This window comes from Rhizobium sp. OAE497 (assembly GCF_040546565.1).
Classification (GTDB): domain Bacteria; phylum Pseudomonadota; class Alphaproteobacteria; order Rhizobiales; family Rhizobiaceae; genus Rhizobium.
Window position 1 is genome coordinate 677,282 of record NZ_JBEPOA010000001.1, and the last position, 14,276, is coordinate 691,557.

The 14,276-nt window shown below is 63.0% G+C and carries 15 protein-coding genes and 1 tRNA gene; 11 read left to right on the top strand and 5 right to left on the bottom strand.

The genetic code is table 11. The features are described from left to right. Window positions 1-43: 43 nt before the first annotated feature. The 5 genes from ABIE40_RS03400 to ABIE40_RS03420 all read left to right on the top strand — a co-directional run bounded on the left by ABIE40_RS03400 (window position 44) and on the right by ABIE40_RS03420 (window position 3,565). Window positions 44-649: an RNA polymerase sigma factor gene (locus tag ABIE40_RS03400; protein ID WP_199626217.1), complete on the top strand. Its 606-nt coding sequence runs from the start codon at window positions 44-46 to the stop codon at window positions 647-649. After that, on the top strand, window positions 646-1,443 hold the full coding sequence (locus ABIE40_RS03405) for an anti-sigma factor family protein (protein ID WP_199626218.1): 798 nt from the start codon (window positions 646-648) through the stop codon (window positions 1,441-1,443). The genes ABIE40_RS03400 and ABIE40_RS03405 overlap by 4 nt, the downstream gene beginning before the upstream one ends. A gap of 55 nt (window positions 1,444-1,498) precedes the next feature. After that, window positions 1,499-2,038 carry a hypothetical protein gene (locus tag ABIE40_RS03410; protein WP_199626219.1) on the top strand — a complete coding sequence of 180 codons (540 nt, stop codon included), beginning with the start codon at window positions 1,499-1,501 and terminating at the stop codon, window positions 2,036-2,038. Window positions 2,039-2,132: 94 nt separating this feature from the next. Next, the gene (locus ABIE40_RS03415) at window positions 2,133-2,294 is read left to right on the top strand and encodes a DUF1328 domain-containing protein (protein WP_112387679.1); all 162 of its coding nucleotides are present in this window, start codon (window positions 2,133-2,135) and stop codon (window positions 2,292-2,294) included. Between the two features lie 263 nt (window positions 2,295-2,557). After that, window positions 2,558-3,565 (top strand): glycoside hydrolase family 25 protein, encoded by a 1,008-nt coding sequence (locus ABIE40_RS03420; RefSeq protein WP_354541063.1) that lies wholly within the window; start codon window positions 2,558-2,560, stop codon window positions 3,563-3,565. A gap of 5 nt (window positions 3,566-3,570) precedes the next feature. Here ABIE40_RS03420 and ABIE40_RS03425 read toward each other — a convergent pair whose 3' ends face one another. Both ABIE40_RS03425 and ABIE40_RS03430 read right to left on the bottom strand, forming a co-directional pair. Beyond that, window positions 3,571-4,488, bottom strand: coding sequence for an AbiU2 domain-containing protein (locus ABIE40_RS03425; protein WP_354540959.1), 918 nt, complete (start codon window positions 4,486-4,488; stop codon window positions 3,571-3,573). Window positions 4,489-4,652: 164 nt separating this feature from the next. After that, window positions 4,653-4,726: transfer RNA gene (locus tag ABIE40_RS03430), tRNA-Gln, on the bottom strand. A 247-nt stretch (window positions 4,727-4,973) separates the two neighbouring features. Here ABIE40_RS03430 and ABIE40_RS03435 point away from each other — a divergent pair. The 3 genes from ABIE40_RS03435 to ABIE40_RS03445 are packed head-to-tail and all read left to right on the top strand — an operon-like array spanning window position 4,974 to window position 7,686. Beyond that, complete coding sequence (locus tag ABIE40_RS03435) at window positions 4,974-6,518, top strand: Ppx/GppA phosphatase family protein (protein ID WP_199626221.1); 1,545 nt, start codon at window positions 4,974-4,976, stop codon at window positions 6,516-6,518. 7 nt (window positions 6,519-6,525) lie between these two features. Next, window positions 6,526-7,245 (top strand): RlmE family RNA methyltransferase, encoded by a 720-nt coding sequence (locus ABIE40_RS03440; RefSeq protein ID WP_130279010.1) that lies wholly within the window; start codon window positions 6,526-6,528, stop codon window positions 7,243-7,245. A 57-nt stretch (window positions 7,246-7,302) separates the two neighbouring features. Continuing rightward, the gene (locus ABIE40_RS03445; protein WP_199626222.1) at window positions 7,303-7,686 is read left to right on the top strand and encodes a VOC family protein; all 384 of its coding nucleotides are present in this window, start codon (window positions 7,303-7,305) and stop codon (window positions 7,684-7,686) included. A gap of 1 nt (window position 7,687) precedes the next feature. Here the strand turns inward: ABIE40_RS03445 and ABIE40_RS03450 are convergent, their stop codons facing one another. Continuing rightward, window positions 7,688-9,112 carry a DHA2 family efflux MFS transporter permease subunit gene (locus ABIE40_RS03450; RefSeq protein WP_199626223.1) on the bottom strand — a complete coding sequence of 475 codons (1,425 nt, stop codon included), beginning with the start codon at window positions 9,110-9,112 and terminating at the stop codon, window positions 7,688-7,690. A gap of 236 nt (window positions 9,113-9,348) precedes the next feature. Between ABIE40_RS03450 and ABIE40_RS03455 the strand changes: the two genes are divergently transcribed. Continuing rightward, window positions 9,349-10,338, top strand: coding sequence for an MBL fold metallo-hydrolase (locus ABIE40_RS03455; protein ID WP_199626224.1), 990 nt, complete (start codon window positions 9,349-9,351; stop codon window positions 10,336-10,338). Between the two features lie 39 nt (window positions 10,339-10,377). On the opposite strand, the gene ABIE40_RS03460 is transcribed toward ABIE40_RS03455, so the two are convergent. Next, the gene (locus ABIE40_RS03460) at window positions 10,378-10,989 is read right to left on the bottom strand and encodes a class I SAM-dependent methyltransferase (protein WP_199626225.1); all 612 of its coding nucleotides are present in this window, start codon (window positions 10,987-10,989) and stop codon (window positions 10,378-10,380) included. Between the two features lie 292 nt (window positions 10,990-11,281). Between ABIE40_RS03460 and guaB the strand changes: the two genes are divergently transcribed. Continuing rightward, window positions 11,282-12,766, top strand: coding sequence for an IMP dehydrogenase (gene guaB / locus ABIE40_RS03465; protein ID WP_112713122.1), 1,485 nt, complete (start codon window positions 11,282-11,284; stop codon window positions 12,764-12,766). Window positions 12,767-12,768: 2 nt separating this feature from the next. Continuing rightward, a complete protein-coding gene (locus ABIE40_RS03470; RefSeq protein WP_199626226.1) occupies window positions 12,769-13,320 on the top strand; it encodes a hypothetical protein in 552 nt (183 codons plus the stop codon). Here ABIE40_RS03470 and ABIE40_RS03475 read toward each other — a convergent pair whose 3' ends face one another. Continuing rightward, window positions 13,321-14,235, bottom strand: a complete 915-nt coding sequence (locus ABIE40_RS03475; protein ID WP_199626227.1) for a LysR family transcriptional regulator — start codon at window positions 14,233-14,235, stop codon at window positions 13,321-13,323. Window positions 14,236-14,276: the final 41 nt, after the last annotated feature.

Sequence of the window (14,276 nt, forward strand, 5' to 3'; positions counted from 1 at the left end):
GGCGTCGGGAAATGGGCGAAGCCGGCTGCAAAGGATTGCTCTGATGGCGGTCGCACACGCCCCGTTTCTTGCCTATAGTCGCGCGAAATCGGAGTCGCCGGTCAAACCGGCGGCACCGCCGAAAACAGCAGGCGCGGAGGCGGCCATCGCGAGCGAAGCGGATATCAGGACGGGCCTGACGGAGCATCTCTCCCGTCTTTGGCGCTATGGCCTCGTGCTCTCGCGCAAGCGGGATGTCGCTGAAGATCTCGTGCAGCAGACCTGCGTGCGGGCGCTGGAACGCGCCGCCCAGTTCGAGCCGGGCACCCGGCTGGACCGCTGGCTGTTTTCCATTCTCCATTCCATCTGGCTGAACGAGATCAGGGCCAGCAAGGTGCGGCAGGGCCAAGGCTTTGCCGATGCCGAGGAAGCCCTGGTTTTCGATGGGGCAGGGGCAACGGAAACCCATGTCGCCGCCGCCCAGCTGCTGCGCAAGGTCGATGCCTTGCCGGAGGCTCAGCGCAGTGCCGTATTCCTCGCCTATGTCGAAGGGCTCGCCTATCGTGAGGTCGCAGAAATCTTGAACATACCGATCGGAACCGTGATGAGCCGCCTCGCCGCCGCCCGCGCCAGGCTCTCCGCCGAAACAGCCGAAGGAGGGCGCCCATGACCAGCGACATCCGCATGCCTTCCGACGAACAGCTAACCGCCTTCCTCGACGGCGAACTGCAGCAGCAGGAGATGGCGCGCATCGAAGCGCTTGCCAATGAAGACGAGGAAGTGGCCGCCCGTATCGAGTTTCTGGCAAACGGCAGCATGCCGTTCCGCGAGGCCTTCGCGCCACTGCTCGATGAAGCTCCGAAAGACCGGCTGGAAGCGATGCTTGCGGCAATCCCGGCGCCCGCTGCCGCTGCCAAAACGGAGCGCTCCGCCATCACCCGCCGCGGTCTCTTCGGCGCACTCGCCGCATCGCTTGCCGTCGGCATCATCGCCGACCGCGCCTATCTCGGCATCGGCCGCAATCTCGGCCGCGACGAGGGCAGCGAATGGCGCAGCGTCGTTGCCGAATATATCGCGCTCTATACGCCGGACACGCTGGCAGGCCCGGTTCCCCCCGCCGATGTCCAGACCGCCCAGCTCGCCCGCGTCGATAGCAAGCTCGGCCTCAACCTTTCGCCGGAGGCCGTCGCCCTGCCGGGTGTCGATTTCAAGCGCGCCCAGCTGCTCGAATATGACGACCACCCCCTGGCTCAGATCGCCTATCTCGATCCCGAGACCGGGCCGATGGCGCTCTGTATCGTCCGCTCAGACAAGGGCGAGAAGGAGCCCGACATCGAGGGGCGCAAGGGCATGAACGTTATCTACTGGTCGACAGCCACCCATGCCTTCATGCTGATCGGCCATGCGCCGGTCGATCGCATGCGCGAAATTGCCGATGCCGTCAGGCCAAAACTGACGGCTTGAGGCGCTCTCGCCATCTTCATGCCGATTTTGCGTGGTTTTGGCTGAGCCTCTCCTAATGAAGGGGCGCATCAGCGTGAACTGGATCAATCGTTATATCGACGAGCCGTTGCTTGACGGCGCGGCGAGCGTGCTCAAGGCATGGCATATCCGCACCGGCCAGGCGCCGGAGCGGCTGGAGCCGGTCTGGAATCTCACCGTCATCTCGCTGCTGACGGCAGGCTGCTGGTATGGTCTCGCGGGCATGCCGCTGGCGCTCAGCATCGCCACGCTCGTGGCGCTCGCTCTGCCGTCGCTGCGCAAGCTGCTGCGGCTGAAGAAATCCAATGCCTATGATGCCCGCCAATACAAGTCGGCCCGCGCCCGCGCCGTCTCCAAGCGTGAGGCCGAATGGTCGCTGCGCATGACGGTGCTTTCGGTCTCGGGCGGCCTGCCGTTTCTGGCCGGCAGCGACGATCCCGTCGGTCACGCCTTCATGGCGGGCGCCTGCGTCTGGTTCGTGCTGACCGCACCCGTGAAGTTCTATCTCGATGCCGCCGAGCCGCCTGCACCCGATCAGGGCGACCGCGCCGAGCGCGCCGTTTTCAACTTCGGCTGAGCTTTACCGCCAATCTGTGCCGGATCCGGCCGCCCGATGGAACTAAGTCCTTGGGCGGCCGTTATTATGTCAGTCCAACGCATAGGAGATCGCCATGCTGTATTACGCTCTGGTATTCCTCGTCGTGGCACTGATTGCCGGCGTGCTCGGCTTCGGCGGCATTGCAGGCGCTTCGGCGTCCATAGCGCAGGTTCTTTTCTTCATATTCCTGGTTCTCTTCGTCGTATCGCTCGTCATGCGCCTGATGCGCCGCTGACACCTCGAATGAACAGGATCGCATCCGGACCCGGCGGTGAAACGCCGGGTTTTCTGTGTCTGGATCAGCCGATCTCGTGCGGAAATGACACGCTCGTCCGGAAAATTCCGGCGTAAAGATTGGATTCAACATTTCCCAGTAAACTGCCGTTAGCCATTCGTCCGGCCTCGTTCAGGCTGGATGCGTCAGTGTCGTTTTCTGTGTTGTGTACGAGTTCCATGCGTTTTTCGGCTGTACCCGCGATCTTTCTTGCCTGCCTGACCATTTCGGGCTGCGCATCCAGCACGACCCCGGAGGGCCTGGTATCAGGCGTCGTGTCGAAGGAAACGACGAGCTCGGTTTCCGCTTCACCGCCGCCTGCCGCCGTTCCGGCAGCCCCCATCATGGCCGAAGTCGCCCCGCCCGCCGCCGTTCCGCATCAGGAAGAACTCGCCTGGGCAGGCCGCGTGCCGCAGCCGCAGGCTTTCGAGCCGGTTGATCGCATGGTCGGCGCCCCCGTTCCGGCAGAGCGCCCCGAAGCGCTGATGGCAGCACCGCCGCCCGTTGCCGAACCCGCCTTTTCTCCGCGCACCCGCTCGCGCATCTATGCCCACCGCTTCCGCGATGCCAAGCCGATCAACTTCGGCCGCGCCTCGCCGCGCAAGCTCGCCGTCCACGGCGTCGACGTCTCGCGCTGGCAGGGCGATATCGACTGGGTGACGCTGCGCAGCCAGGGCGCCAACTTCGCCTATATCAAGTCGACCGACGGCGGCGACCATCTCGACCCGATGTTCCGCACCAACTGGCAGCGCGCCAAGGCCGCCGGCATGAAGCGCGGCGCCTATCACTTCTTCTACTGGTGCCGCACCGCCGGCGAACAGGCCGACTGGTTCATCCGCAACGTCCCGCGCGACCCGGACGCCCTGCCGCCGGTGATCGACGTCGAGTGGAACGGCGAATCCAGCTGCAAGCGCCGCCCGTCACCCGAGCGCGTCGTCGAAAAGATGCAGGTCTTCATGGACAAGCTGGAGCGCCACTACGGCAAGCGCCCGATCATCTACACCGCGCCCGACTTCTACCGCGACAACCTGCGCGGCCAGTTCCAGAACCACCCCTTCTGGCTCCGCTCCGTCGCCGCCCACCCCGCCCAGGTCTATCCCGGCCGCCGCTGGATGCTCTGGCAATATTCGGGTTCAGGGCTTTCTCAGGGTGTGGAAGGGAAGATCGATCTGAACGTGTTCCACGGGTCCGAGGCGGAATGGCATGAGTTTGCTTCACCAACGGCGGGGTGAGGGGGCTATAGTTCCCCTAGCGATGTCGACCAGCCTGCAACATCTTGCTCGATCTCGTGCCACTGCTGCTCCAAAGTGGTGATTTCAGCGCGAGTAACCATCGGGCTGTCTAAGCCTAAAAATTGATCGCCGATATACGTTGCAAGACCCGCACTGCTCGCGCCGGCAAACCAAATGCCTACGAGGTCGCTTATCTGCTTAAGCTCTTTCAGCGCTAGGCGAGCATCCTCAATGTTGAAGTCACCAATGCCTCTACCCTGCCTGCTCTCAACGTTGCCTGCATGAACAACATGTGAGCTGACGTATTCGGCAATTGAATCCAACCGTGCCAAACGCGCTTCGAGCAACATAAAAGTTCTTGCATCGATTAGGTCATCTGGTGCGCGTTCATCGGGGGACACGCTGCTTAGGCGGTCAAAATAACGGTGGCTCCATTCGCTTTTAGGCAACTCAGGGTCGCCCCATACCGCTTTGCCATCGGCTGCACGTAAAGTTTCCCAGTGCTGCTTCCTTAAGCGCTCGACGTCATACTGTGCTTCACAGACCCACTCGACGTAAACACGACGGGTGATCAGAGATCTAGATGCTTCGATATCTCGAATTACTGAACGGAGCGAATAGACGCCTCGTTTCCCGCTAAGTGCGCTGCTGGCATCAAGAAGTCGACGGACACCGATTAATAGGCTTGACCAATATCCGGTTTGCACGAGGTCAAACATCATCTCATTGAGAGGCGGCCCTTGATCGCCCTTCTCTGTCGAAAGGTTTACTATCTTGAGAGCCGTGCGGAACGCCGCGTAGTACCAGACCATATCGTGCATGGTCTTATTGATACCGGTTGTGTTGTCGCGAAAGGCATCGCGCCAGCGCTGTATGCGGGCCTTTAAATTCGCGTCACGCTGCGACATTGCAAGCCTGCTCATCTGCCTCGTCTCTCTTATCGACGCGCTATCGGGAGAATATCTGGCCTATCAAAGCGGGCGCGGGAAGCGGAAATGGGAGATCTCGCTCAGCACGCCAACGAATGTGAGTGAAAGCGGCTATTCAGATGCCGAGGGCGAACACATTGATAAGGAAGAAAAAGATTTGGCTGGGGAACCTGGACTCGAACCAAGATTAACGGAGTCAGAGTCCGTCGTTCTACCATTGAACTATTCCCCAGCAGGAGCGGCGCTGTCGGCCGCTTCGCTGTCGTGCGGGGCTTATAACCAAAAGACGGCGGAATGCAAATACCTGTTTTGAAAAAAATCGAGAGAGCTGTGGAAGGGGCGTTTCAGGGCCTTCTAAAACTGATTTCAAAAAGAATTTGGTGATTTTCGCATGCGCTGGTATTCTTGCGGCAACGCAAAAATCTAATGAGCGCCAGCAGCATACCGGTCAGGCCTTGCGCGGCGCGTGGAAAAAGAACGTGGAAGACCCCGAAGGCGGCGCCAAGCCGCAATTTGACGGGGCGCCAGCGGCAGGACGCAAGGACGGTAAAAAGTCCCGGCGCCGCAAGGGGAAACGTGGCGGGCAATCCCGCAACGCGCCCCAGGCCGCTTCGCAGACCGCCTCCGGCACCCCCGGAGACGCTGCGCGCCCGACGGAAAACGCAGCAGGGAATCCGTCCCGCAAACGCAAGCGCCGCCGCCGTGGCGGTGGTCATGCCGCAGGACAGGCCGATTCCGGGGCTCCCGCACACAATCATCCGCAAAAGGCGCCCGAAGCAGCAGCATCGAGCGCCGGTGATTCGGAGCATCCCTCGCGCCGCAACCGGCGCAAGCATCGCGGCAAGCGCGGCCTGCAGGGCCGTCCGCTGACGCCGGGCAAGGCGGCCGTCCAGCCGTCTGCTGTTTCTGCCCCCGCTTCGGCGCGCGCCAATGGTGCCGCCGAGCCGCGCGGCAGCGAGCTGCAGCGTCCGCCGCGGCTTCCCGAGCGCGAACATCACGCCCACGAACATCCCTGGCCGGACGAGCTCTATGCCGCGCTCGACCTCGGCACCAACAATTGCCGCCTGCTGATCGCCCAGCCGACCCGTCCTGGCCAGTTCCGCGTCGTCGATGCGTTTTCGCGCATTGTCAGGCTTGGAGAGGGGCTGGCGGCGAGCGGCCGTCTCTCCGACGAGGCGATGGACCGCGCCGTCGATGCGCTGCGCGTCTGCGCCGGCAAGTTGAAGAACCGCGAGATCCGCCGCATGCGGCTGATCGCCACCGAAGCCTGCCGTCAGGCGTCGAATGGCGAAGACTTCCTGAAGCGCGTCGTTGCCGAAACCGGCCTTGAGCTCGAGATCATCGACCGCGAAACTGAAGCGCGCCTTGCCGTCTCCGGCTGCTCGTCGTTGGTCGGGCGCGAGACGCGCTCGGTCGTGCTCTTCGATATCGGCGGCGGCTCGTCGGAAATCGCCGTCATCCGCATCGGCGAAAACCGTTTCAGCCGCCTTGCCAATCACATCACCCACTGGACGTCGCTGCCCGTCGGCGTCGTCACGCTCTCGGAGCGGCATGGCGGGCGCGATGTGACGCCCGATGTTTTCGAGGGCATGGTCTCCGAAGTGGCCGGCATGCTGTCGAATTTCATCTGCCCGGAGATCGAGGTGGTCGAATCGACCGATTTCCATCTGATCGGCACTTCGGGTACGGTCACGACGCTGGCCGGCGTGCATCTCGATCTGCCGCGTTACGATCGCCGCAAGGTGGATGGCATCTGGCTCTCGGATGACGAAGTTTCGGCCATGCAGGCAAAGCTGCTCTCATGGGATTTTGCAAGCCGCGCCGCCAATCCGTGCATCGGGCCTGACCGGGCCGATCTGGTTCTGGCGGGCTGCGCCATTCTGGAGGCGATCCGCCGCCGCTGGCCGAGCCCGCGCATGCGCGTTGCCGATCGCGGCTTGAGAGAAGGCCTGCTGACGGACATGATGGCGGATGACGGCGTCTGGCGCCGCCATCGCAATCGCCGCGGCCAGCGTGGAAGGTAGGGGAAGAATGACCAAGGCACCCATCGCGGGCAACCGCACCGGCCGCAAGCTCGGCCAGCGCGTCAAGAACAAGAAGATGAAGGCGTCCTCGCGCCAGTGGCTGAACCGCCATATCAACGATCCCTATGTGCAGCGCGCGCAGCTGGAAGGCTATCGCGCCCGCGCCGCCTTCAAGCTGCTGGAGATCGACGAGAAGCACGGCATCCTCAAGGGTGCGCGCCGCATCATCGATCTCGGCGCCGCCCCGGGCAGCTGGTCGCAGATCGCCGCCAAGGTGACCGATTCCACTGATGAGGATATCCGCGTTGCCGCGATCGACTTCCTGGAAATGGCGCCGCTCCCCGGCGTCAAGATCCTGCAGCTCGACTTCCTCGATCCGGAAGCGCCTGCCAGGCTGATCGAAGCCGTCGGCGGTACGCCCGATCTCGTCATCTCCGACATGGCGGCGCCGACGACCGGCCATCACCGCACCGATCACCTGCGCACCATGCATCTCTGCGAGGTCGCGGCGCATTTTGCGATCGAAGTGCTGGGCGAGGGCGGTCATTTCCTGGCCAAGACCTTCCAGGGCGGCACCGAGCGCGAACTCCTGACCATGCTGAAACAGCATTTCAAGCAGGTCGTGCACGTCAAGCCGGCGTCCTCGCGGGCGGAATCCGTGGAGATGTTCCTGCTCGCCAAGGGCTTCAAGGGCCGCCAGGCGCAAACTGACGTTACGGAAGCTTGATCTTTCCAGGGATCTCGGGCGATTATGACAGTCCCAAGACAGGACTGCCATCGACCTATGCTTCTCTATGTGACCCTCGGAACCAATGACGTCGAGCGGGCCCGGCGTTTCTATGACGCCGTGCTGCCTCTGCTCGGCTATCGCTGCCAGCGCTATTCGGAAGAAGAAATCGGCTATTCGGCGGATGGCGATAGCCGCTGCCGTCTGTGGATCGTCACGCCCTTCAACCGCCGCCGGGGCTCGGCAGGCAACGGCACCATGGTGGCGCTATCGGCAGCATCGAGGGCCGATGTCGATGCCTTCTATGCCGCGGCGATCGCCGCTGGCGGTGTCGATGAAGGCAAGCCGGGCCTTCGCCCGTTCCATGCGGATTTTTACGCCGCCTATGTCCGCGATCAGGACGGCAACAAGCTGAGCGCCGTCTGCGAACAGCCGGAGTGAGCTATTTCACCGCCGGCTGCTCGGCTTCCATGACGGCAGGCGCCACGCGCTTGCCGCGATGGCCGGAGACCAGCGCGCCAGCATTCTTGTCCATGCGGATGAACGGGATCATGGCGATGATCGTCAGCGCGGCGATCACGTAGAAGGCCATATGGAAATCCGCCACCTGCAGCGCCTCGCCGCGGAAATAGATGCAGGTCTCCAGGATCATGGCGGCGACGGAAACGCCGAGCGCCAGGCTGATCTGCTGCAGCACCGAGCTCATCGACGTCGCCTGGCTGGCTTCCGAGTCTTTGATGTCGGCGAAAGCCAGCGCATTGATGCCGGTGAAGATGAAGGAGCGCGAGAAGCCGCCGATCAGCAGGATCATGACGATCGCCAGATGCGGGGTCTCGGGCGTGAAGAAGCCGGTAGCGGCGGTGACGACGGTGGTCACGCAGGCAGCGGTCAGCAGCGTCGAGCGGAAGCCGACGGCGGCAAAGACGCGCCGCGCCATGAACTTGGTGGTGATCGCGCCGATCGCGCCCGAGAAGGTGATGAGGCCGGACTGGAACGGCGTCAGGCCGAAGCCGAGCTGCAGCATCAGCGGCGTCAGGAAGGGCATGGCGCCGACGCAGATGCGAAACAGCGTGCCACCCGTCGTCGAGGCGCGGAACGTTGCGTTCTTGAACAGATCGAGATTGAGGATCGGCGCCGGATGGCTCTTGGCATGGCGGACGTAGAGCCAGCCGCAGATGAGGCCGATGACGGTGGCGGCAATACCGATGATCGGCGGCAATGCCGGCAGGCTGACGACCGACAGGCCGAAGACCACGCCGGCGGCCGAAACCGAAGTCAGGATGAAGCCTATGAAATCGAGTTTCGGTGGCCTCGTCGCCTCCACATGCGGCAGGAAGATCGTCGCCAGCCAAACGCCGACAACGCCGACCGGCACGTTAATCAGGAAGATCCAGTGCCAACTGAAATAGGTGGTGATGAAGCCGCCGAGCGGCGGTCCGGCAAGAGGCCCCACCAGCGCCGGGATGGTCAGCAGCGCCATGGCCGATACGAGATCGCTTCGCTGCGTCGTCCTGACGAGCACGAGACGCCCGACCGGCGTCATCATCGAGCCACCCATGCCCTGCAGGAAGCGGGCAATGACGAATTCGACGAGGTTCGAAGAGAAGGCGCAGAAGATCGAGCCGACGACGAAAACGCAGATCGCCAGGCGGAAGATGTTCTTGGCGCCGAACCTGTCGGCCATCCAGCCGCTGATCGGAATGAAGACGGCGAGCGACACCATGTAGGATGTCAGCGCAAGCTTCAGGGTGATCGGGTTGACGTGCAGGTCATTGGCGATCGCTGGGAGGGCGGTGGCGATGACGGTCGAGTCCATCTGCTCCATGAACAGAGCGACGGCGAGGATCAGCGGAACAATGCGGTTCATAGGCGAAAGCCTTGAATGGTGGTCTTGGGGGCGGGTGCTGTTTAGTCCTGGTCTAGGTCTCTGCCAATCCCGGAAACGCCGAAGTTTACACATCTGCTTCACGTCTGCGTGAGACGGCTTGTTCGGCAACTTCTCCTTTCAAGATTGACATATGCTTACGCCGCCGGGGCAAGAAATCTCGGCGAATTCACAAGGGATGGGTGCGAAAAGATCGCACATTGCCGGAGGATCCATATATGGCAGTTTCATTGGGGATGAAGCGGCGCACACTTTTTGCCGCAGGCCTTGGCCTGCTGGCAGCGCCGGCCATTTTAAGAACGACGGCCCAGGCGGCCGCGACTGGAGATACAGGTAAAATGACGACGGCATTGCCAGAGATCAATCAATTCAAGCTCGGCTCGTTCAAGATCACCGCCATCCGCGATGGCAGCAACGTGCTGGAGAAACCCTTCGAGACCTTCGGCACCAATCAGGATCCGGAAACGGTCAAGAAGCTGCTGACCGACAATTTCCTGCCGGGCGACAAGTTCGTGAACAGCTATTCGCCCGCCATCATCGATACCGGATCGGATGTGATCCTCGTCGATACCGGCTTCGGCGCCGGCGCCCGCGAGCGCGGCATGGGCAAGCTGCAGGATGGCCTGAAGGCCGCCGGCTACTCGGCCGATGACGTCACCGTCGTGGCGCTCACGCATATGCACGGCGACCATATCGGCGGCATGATGGAGAACGGTGCTCCCGCCTTCAAGAATGCCCGCTATGTCGCAGGACAGGCGGAATACGATTTCTGGACGGACAAGGCCCGCGAAGGCACGCCGGCCGAAGGCGGCCACAAGGCGGTTCTCGCCAATGTCGTTCCCTTTGCCGAAAAGACCACCTTCATCAAGGAAGGCGATTCCGTCGTCAGCGGCATTACCGCCATGCTGGCGCCCGGTCACACGCCCGGCCACATGGTCTTCCATGCGCAGTCGGATAACAAGCAGATGGTCTTCACCGGCGATACCGCAAACCACTACATCCTGTCGTTGCTGCATCCCGAATGGGAGGTGCGCTTCGACATGAACAAGGCGGAAGCCGCAGCATCGCGCAAAAAGGTGTTCGACCTGATCGCCACTGACAAGATCGCCTTCCTCGGCTATCACATGCCGTTCCCGGCCGTCGGCTTTGTCGAGAAGCAAGGCGCGGGCTACCGCTTCGTGCCGAAGAGCTATCAGTTCGATATCTGATGACGAAAGCGGGAGCGGCTCTCACCGCTCCCGCCCGCTTCAATCCGCGTTGCGCTGCCAGAAGGCCAGCGGATTGCGCCGGGAAATGCGATAGACCGCAGCCGGCGGAAAGTTCTGGATCGTCCGTCCGACGAGCACCGCCTTCAGGCCCAGCCGGTCGAGGATCGGCCGCGGCACCGGGCAGCGCGGCCCGTAGGTGAACTGGTAGAACTTGCCCTGATTGCCGAGATGCCTGAAGGCGCCGGCAAGAATGCCCATCACCTGGCGCGGCGGCATCGAGAGAAGCGGCAGTCCGCTGACGACGGCGCCTGCCGGACCGCCAAGTTCAAGCTGGCCAATCTTCGCCGCATCGCTTTCCACGATCGCTGCCTGCGGAAACCGCTCTGCCAGCATGCCGGTAAATTCGCGGCCTTCTTCGATCAACACCAGATCGCTCTCGGCAACACCGCGGCCGATGAGGGCGCGGGTGAAGACGCCGGTGCCGGGTCCGAGCTCGATCACCCGGCCGCATGCCGGATCGATCTCCTGGGTGATCAACTGGCCGAGCGAGCGGCCCGAGGGAATGGCGGAGGCAACCCGCAGCGGATTGCGCAGCCAGGCGCGCAGGAAGACGAACGTATCTGACGATGTGCAGGTGCAAGTGGTGTTCACGGCGTGCAGGCTCCGTTGAAGGGTGGGAAGTATGACGTCTTGAAGAAAATGCAGTCCAGCCCGTGGACACATGGGAGCCGCGAATGAGCCAAACAAGGCCATCAGCCGCAAGAATGCGCCATCCCGTCCTATTCCCTGGACGCGCGGCTGGCATTCGCGTTTTGCTATTCCCAACCTGTCATAGACGTGTTACCAGCCCTCGCCAACTTCCAAAGCAACCCTTGCACACCGCCGGTGCGGACGATTCGTTCCGGGTGGGGTCGCATTTTTTCTTAATTGAAGGAAATTGGCCATGGCTCGCATCATTGAAACGCCAACCGGATTGGACGCACTCACCTTCGATGACGTGCTGCTGCAGCCCGGTCATTCCGAGGTTCTGCCGGGCCAGACCAGCGTTGCCACCCGCCTCGCTCCCGACTTCGAACTGAACATCCCGATCATCTCCGCCGCCATGGACACGGTCACCGAAGCCCGCCTGGCAATTGCCATGGCTCAGGCCGGTGGTCTCGGTGTCATCCACAAGAACCTGACCCCGGCCGAGCAGGCCGAGCAGGTCCGCCAGGTCAAGAAGTTCGAAAGCGGCATGGTCGTCAATCCGGTGACGATCGGCCCCGATGCGACGCTGGCCGATGCGCTGGCGCTGATGAAGATGTACTCGATCTCCGGCATCCCGGTTGTCGAAAAGTCCGGCCGCCTCGTTGGCATCCTCACCAACCGCGACGTCCGCTTCGCCTCCGATCCGAGCCAGAAGATCTACGAACTGATGACCCGCGAGAACCTCGTGACGGTCAAGGAAAGCGTCGATCAGCAGGAAGCCAAGCGCTTGCTGCACGCACACCGCATCGAGAAGCTGCTGGTCGTCGACGGCGAAGGCCGCTGCGTCGGTCTGATCACCGTCAAGGACATCGAAAAGGCACAGCTCAACCCGAACGCCGCCAAGGATGCACAGGGCCGTCTTCGTGCTGCCGCTGCCGTCGGCGTTGGTGAAGATGGCTTCGAGCGCGCCGAGCGCCTGATCGATGCAGGCGTCGACCTGCTGGTCGTCGATACCGCCCACGGCCACTCGGCCCGTGTTCTGGAAGCCGTCGGCCGCGTCAAGAAGCTCTCCAATTCGGTCCGCGTCATGGCCGGTAACGTTGCGACATCGGAAGGCACCAAGGCGCTGATCGATGCCGGTGCGGACGCCGTCAAGGTCGGTATCGGCCCGGGCTCGATCTGCACCACGCGCGTCGTTGCCGGCGTCGGCGTTCCGCAGCTTGCGGCGATCATGCTGGCCGTCGAAGCCGCGCAGGCGCAGAACATTCCGGTTATCGCCGATGGCGGCATTAAGTTCTCCGGCGACGTCGCCAAGGCGATTGCCTCCGGCGCCTCCGCCGTGATGATCGGCTCGCTGCTTGCAGGTACCGATGAAAGCCCGGGCGAAGTCTATCTCTACCAGGGTCGTTCGTTCAAAGCCTATCGCGGCATGGGCTCCGTCGGTGCCATGGCGCGCGGCTCGGCAGACCGCTACTTCCAGGCCGAAGTGCGCGACACCCTGAAGCTCGTCCCGGAAGGCATCGAAGGCCAGGTTCCCTACAAGGGCCCGGTCTCCGGCGTCGTCCACCAGCTCGCCGGCGGCCTGAAGGCAGCCATGGGCTATGTCGGCGGCAAGGACATCAAGGAGTTCCAGGAGCGCGCCACCTTCGTGCGCATCTCCGGCGCCGGTCTTCGCGAAAGCCATCCGCATGACGTGACGATCACCCGCGAAAGCCCGAATTATCCGGGCTCCGGCGTCTGATCATGGAAGCAGGCAGCCGGATACCCGCCTGGATCATCTGGCTGCTCGCCATCCTCAGCCTTGCCGCCTTCGGCTGGGCTGTCTTCGGTTTCGTGCTGCCGTTTGAGCACGAAACCGGCCGCGCCGTGCTCGACACCTATGTCGCGGGTTATGACGAGGCGACGGTTGCCGCCATGCAGGTTCTGCTTAACGGCAATCCGGTGGCGCACGATATGCTCCGCGCCATGTATCTCGGCCCGGAACTGGTGCTTCCGGCGTTGCTCGCGATGCTGCTCCTCACCGTCATCCTCAAGCTCGACACCGGCAGCCGCTATTTCGGCCGTCCGGTTCATCCGGCCCTGGTCAAGGCTGTCTGCGCCTTGCCGATGCTCTATGCATTGGCCGACTACGGCGAGAACTTCGCAAGCCTGACGGCTTTCAGCGACAGCGCATCGGCCGCCATCGCCGCAGCAGCACTTCCCTGGCTCACCAAGCTCAAATTCGCGGCACTCGCCGTCACGCTGATCGCCATCGTCCGCTTCGTGCTGATCCGCATCGGCCCGAAGGCAGAGTAGTCAGCGCGGCCAGCGCCAGGGCGGGTTTGTCAGCCGCGCCGTGCAGAATTCCGCCAGCACCTCAATCTTTGCCGGCCGCGACCGCGCCGAGGGCGTGACGAAATAGAGCGCGCCGCTCGGCAGCGTCCAGTCGGTCAGGATCGCCTTCAACCGCCCGTCCGCCAGATACTCGCTCGCCATGAATTCGGGAAGCTCGCAGATGCCGAGCCCGCGCAGCGCCATCGGAATGAGCGCTTCGGAATTCGTCGCCCGCAAAGGCCCGTTCGGGGTGATGGAAATCTCTTCTCCCTCCCGGCTCTTCAGCCGCCAGATGTCCTGGCGCGGGCGATAGGCATAGCCCATCAGGTGGTGCGCCTCGAGATCGCGCGGATGCTGTGGGCAGCCGTATCGCTCGAGATAGGAGGGCGCGGCGACGATGAAGGGCGCCACCGGCGCCAGACGCCGCGCCACCAGCGAGGAATCCGGAAGCACGGCAATCCGCAGCGCCGCATCGAAGCCTTCGCCGACGAGATCCGTGCTCGCATCGCTCATATGCAGATCGATGCTGATATCGGGATATTGCTCGAAGAAATCCGGCAGGATCGGCGCCAGCCAGCGCACGCCGAAGGACATCGGCGCCGCCAGCCGGATAAGCCCGCGCGGGCGGCTCGAGAGCTCGCGCGCCGCATTCTCGATCTCCTCTGCCTCGGAGAAGATCCGCGACGCCCGGTCGGCAAGGCGGGAGCCGAATTCGGTCAGCGACAGCTGCCGCGATGTCCGGTTGAAGAGCCGGGCTCCCAGCCGCTCCTCGAGCCGGCTGACGCCGCGCGACACCGTTGCCGTCGATACGCCGAGCGCTTTGGCGGCCCGCGCAAAGGAGCGCTCCTCGGCCACCTTGGCGAACATTGCAAAGCCTTCAAAGTCCGGCAGTTTCATCGTTTCATTTCTGCAATGATGGATTGCTTTTCTTTCTATTC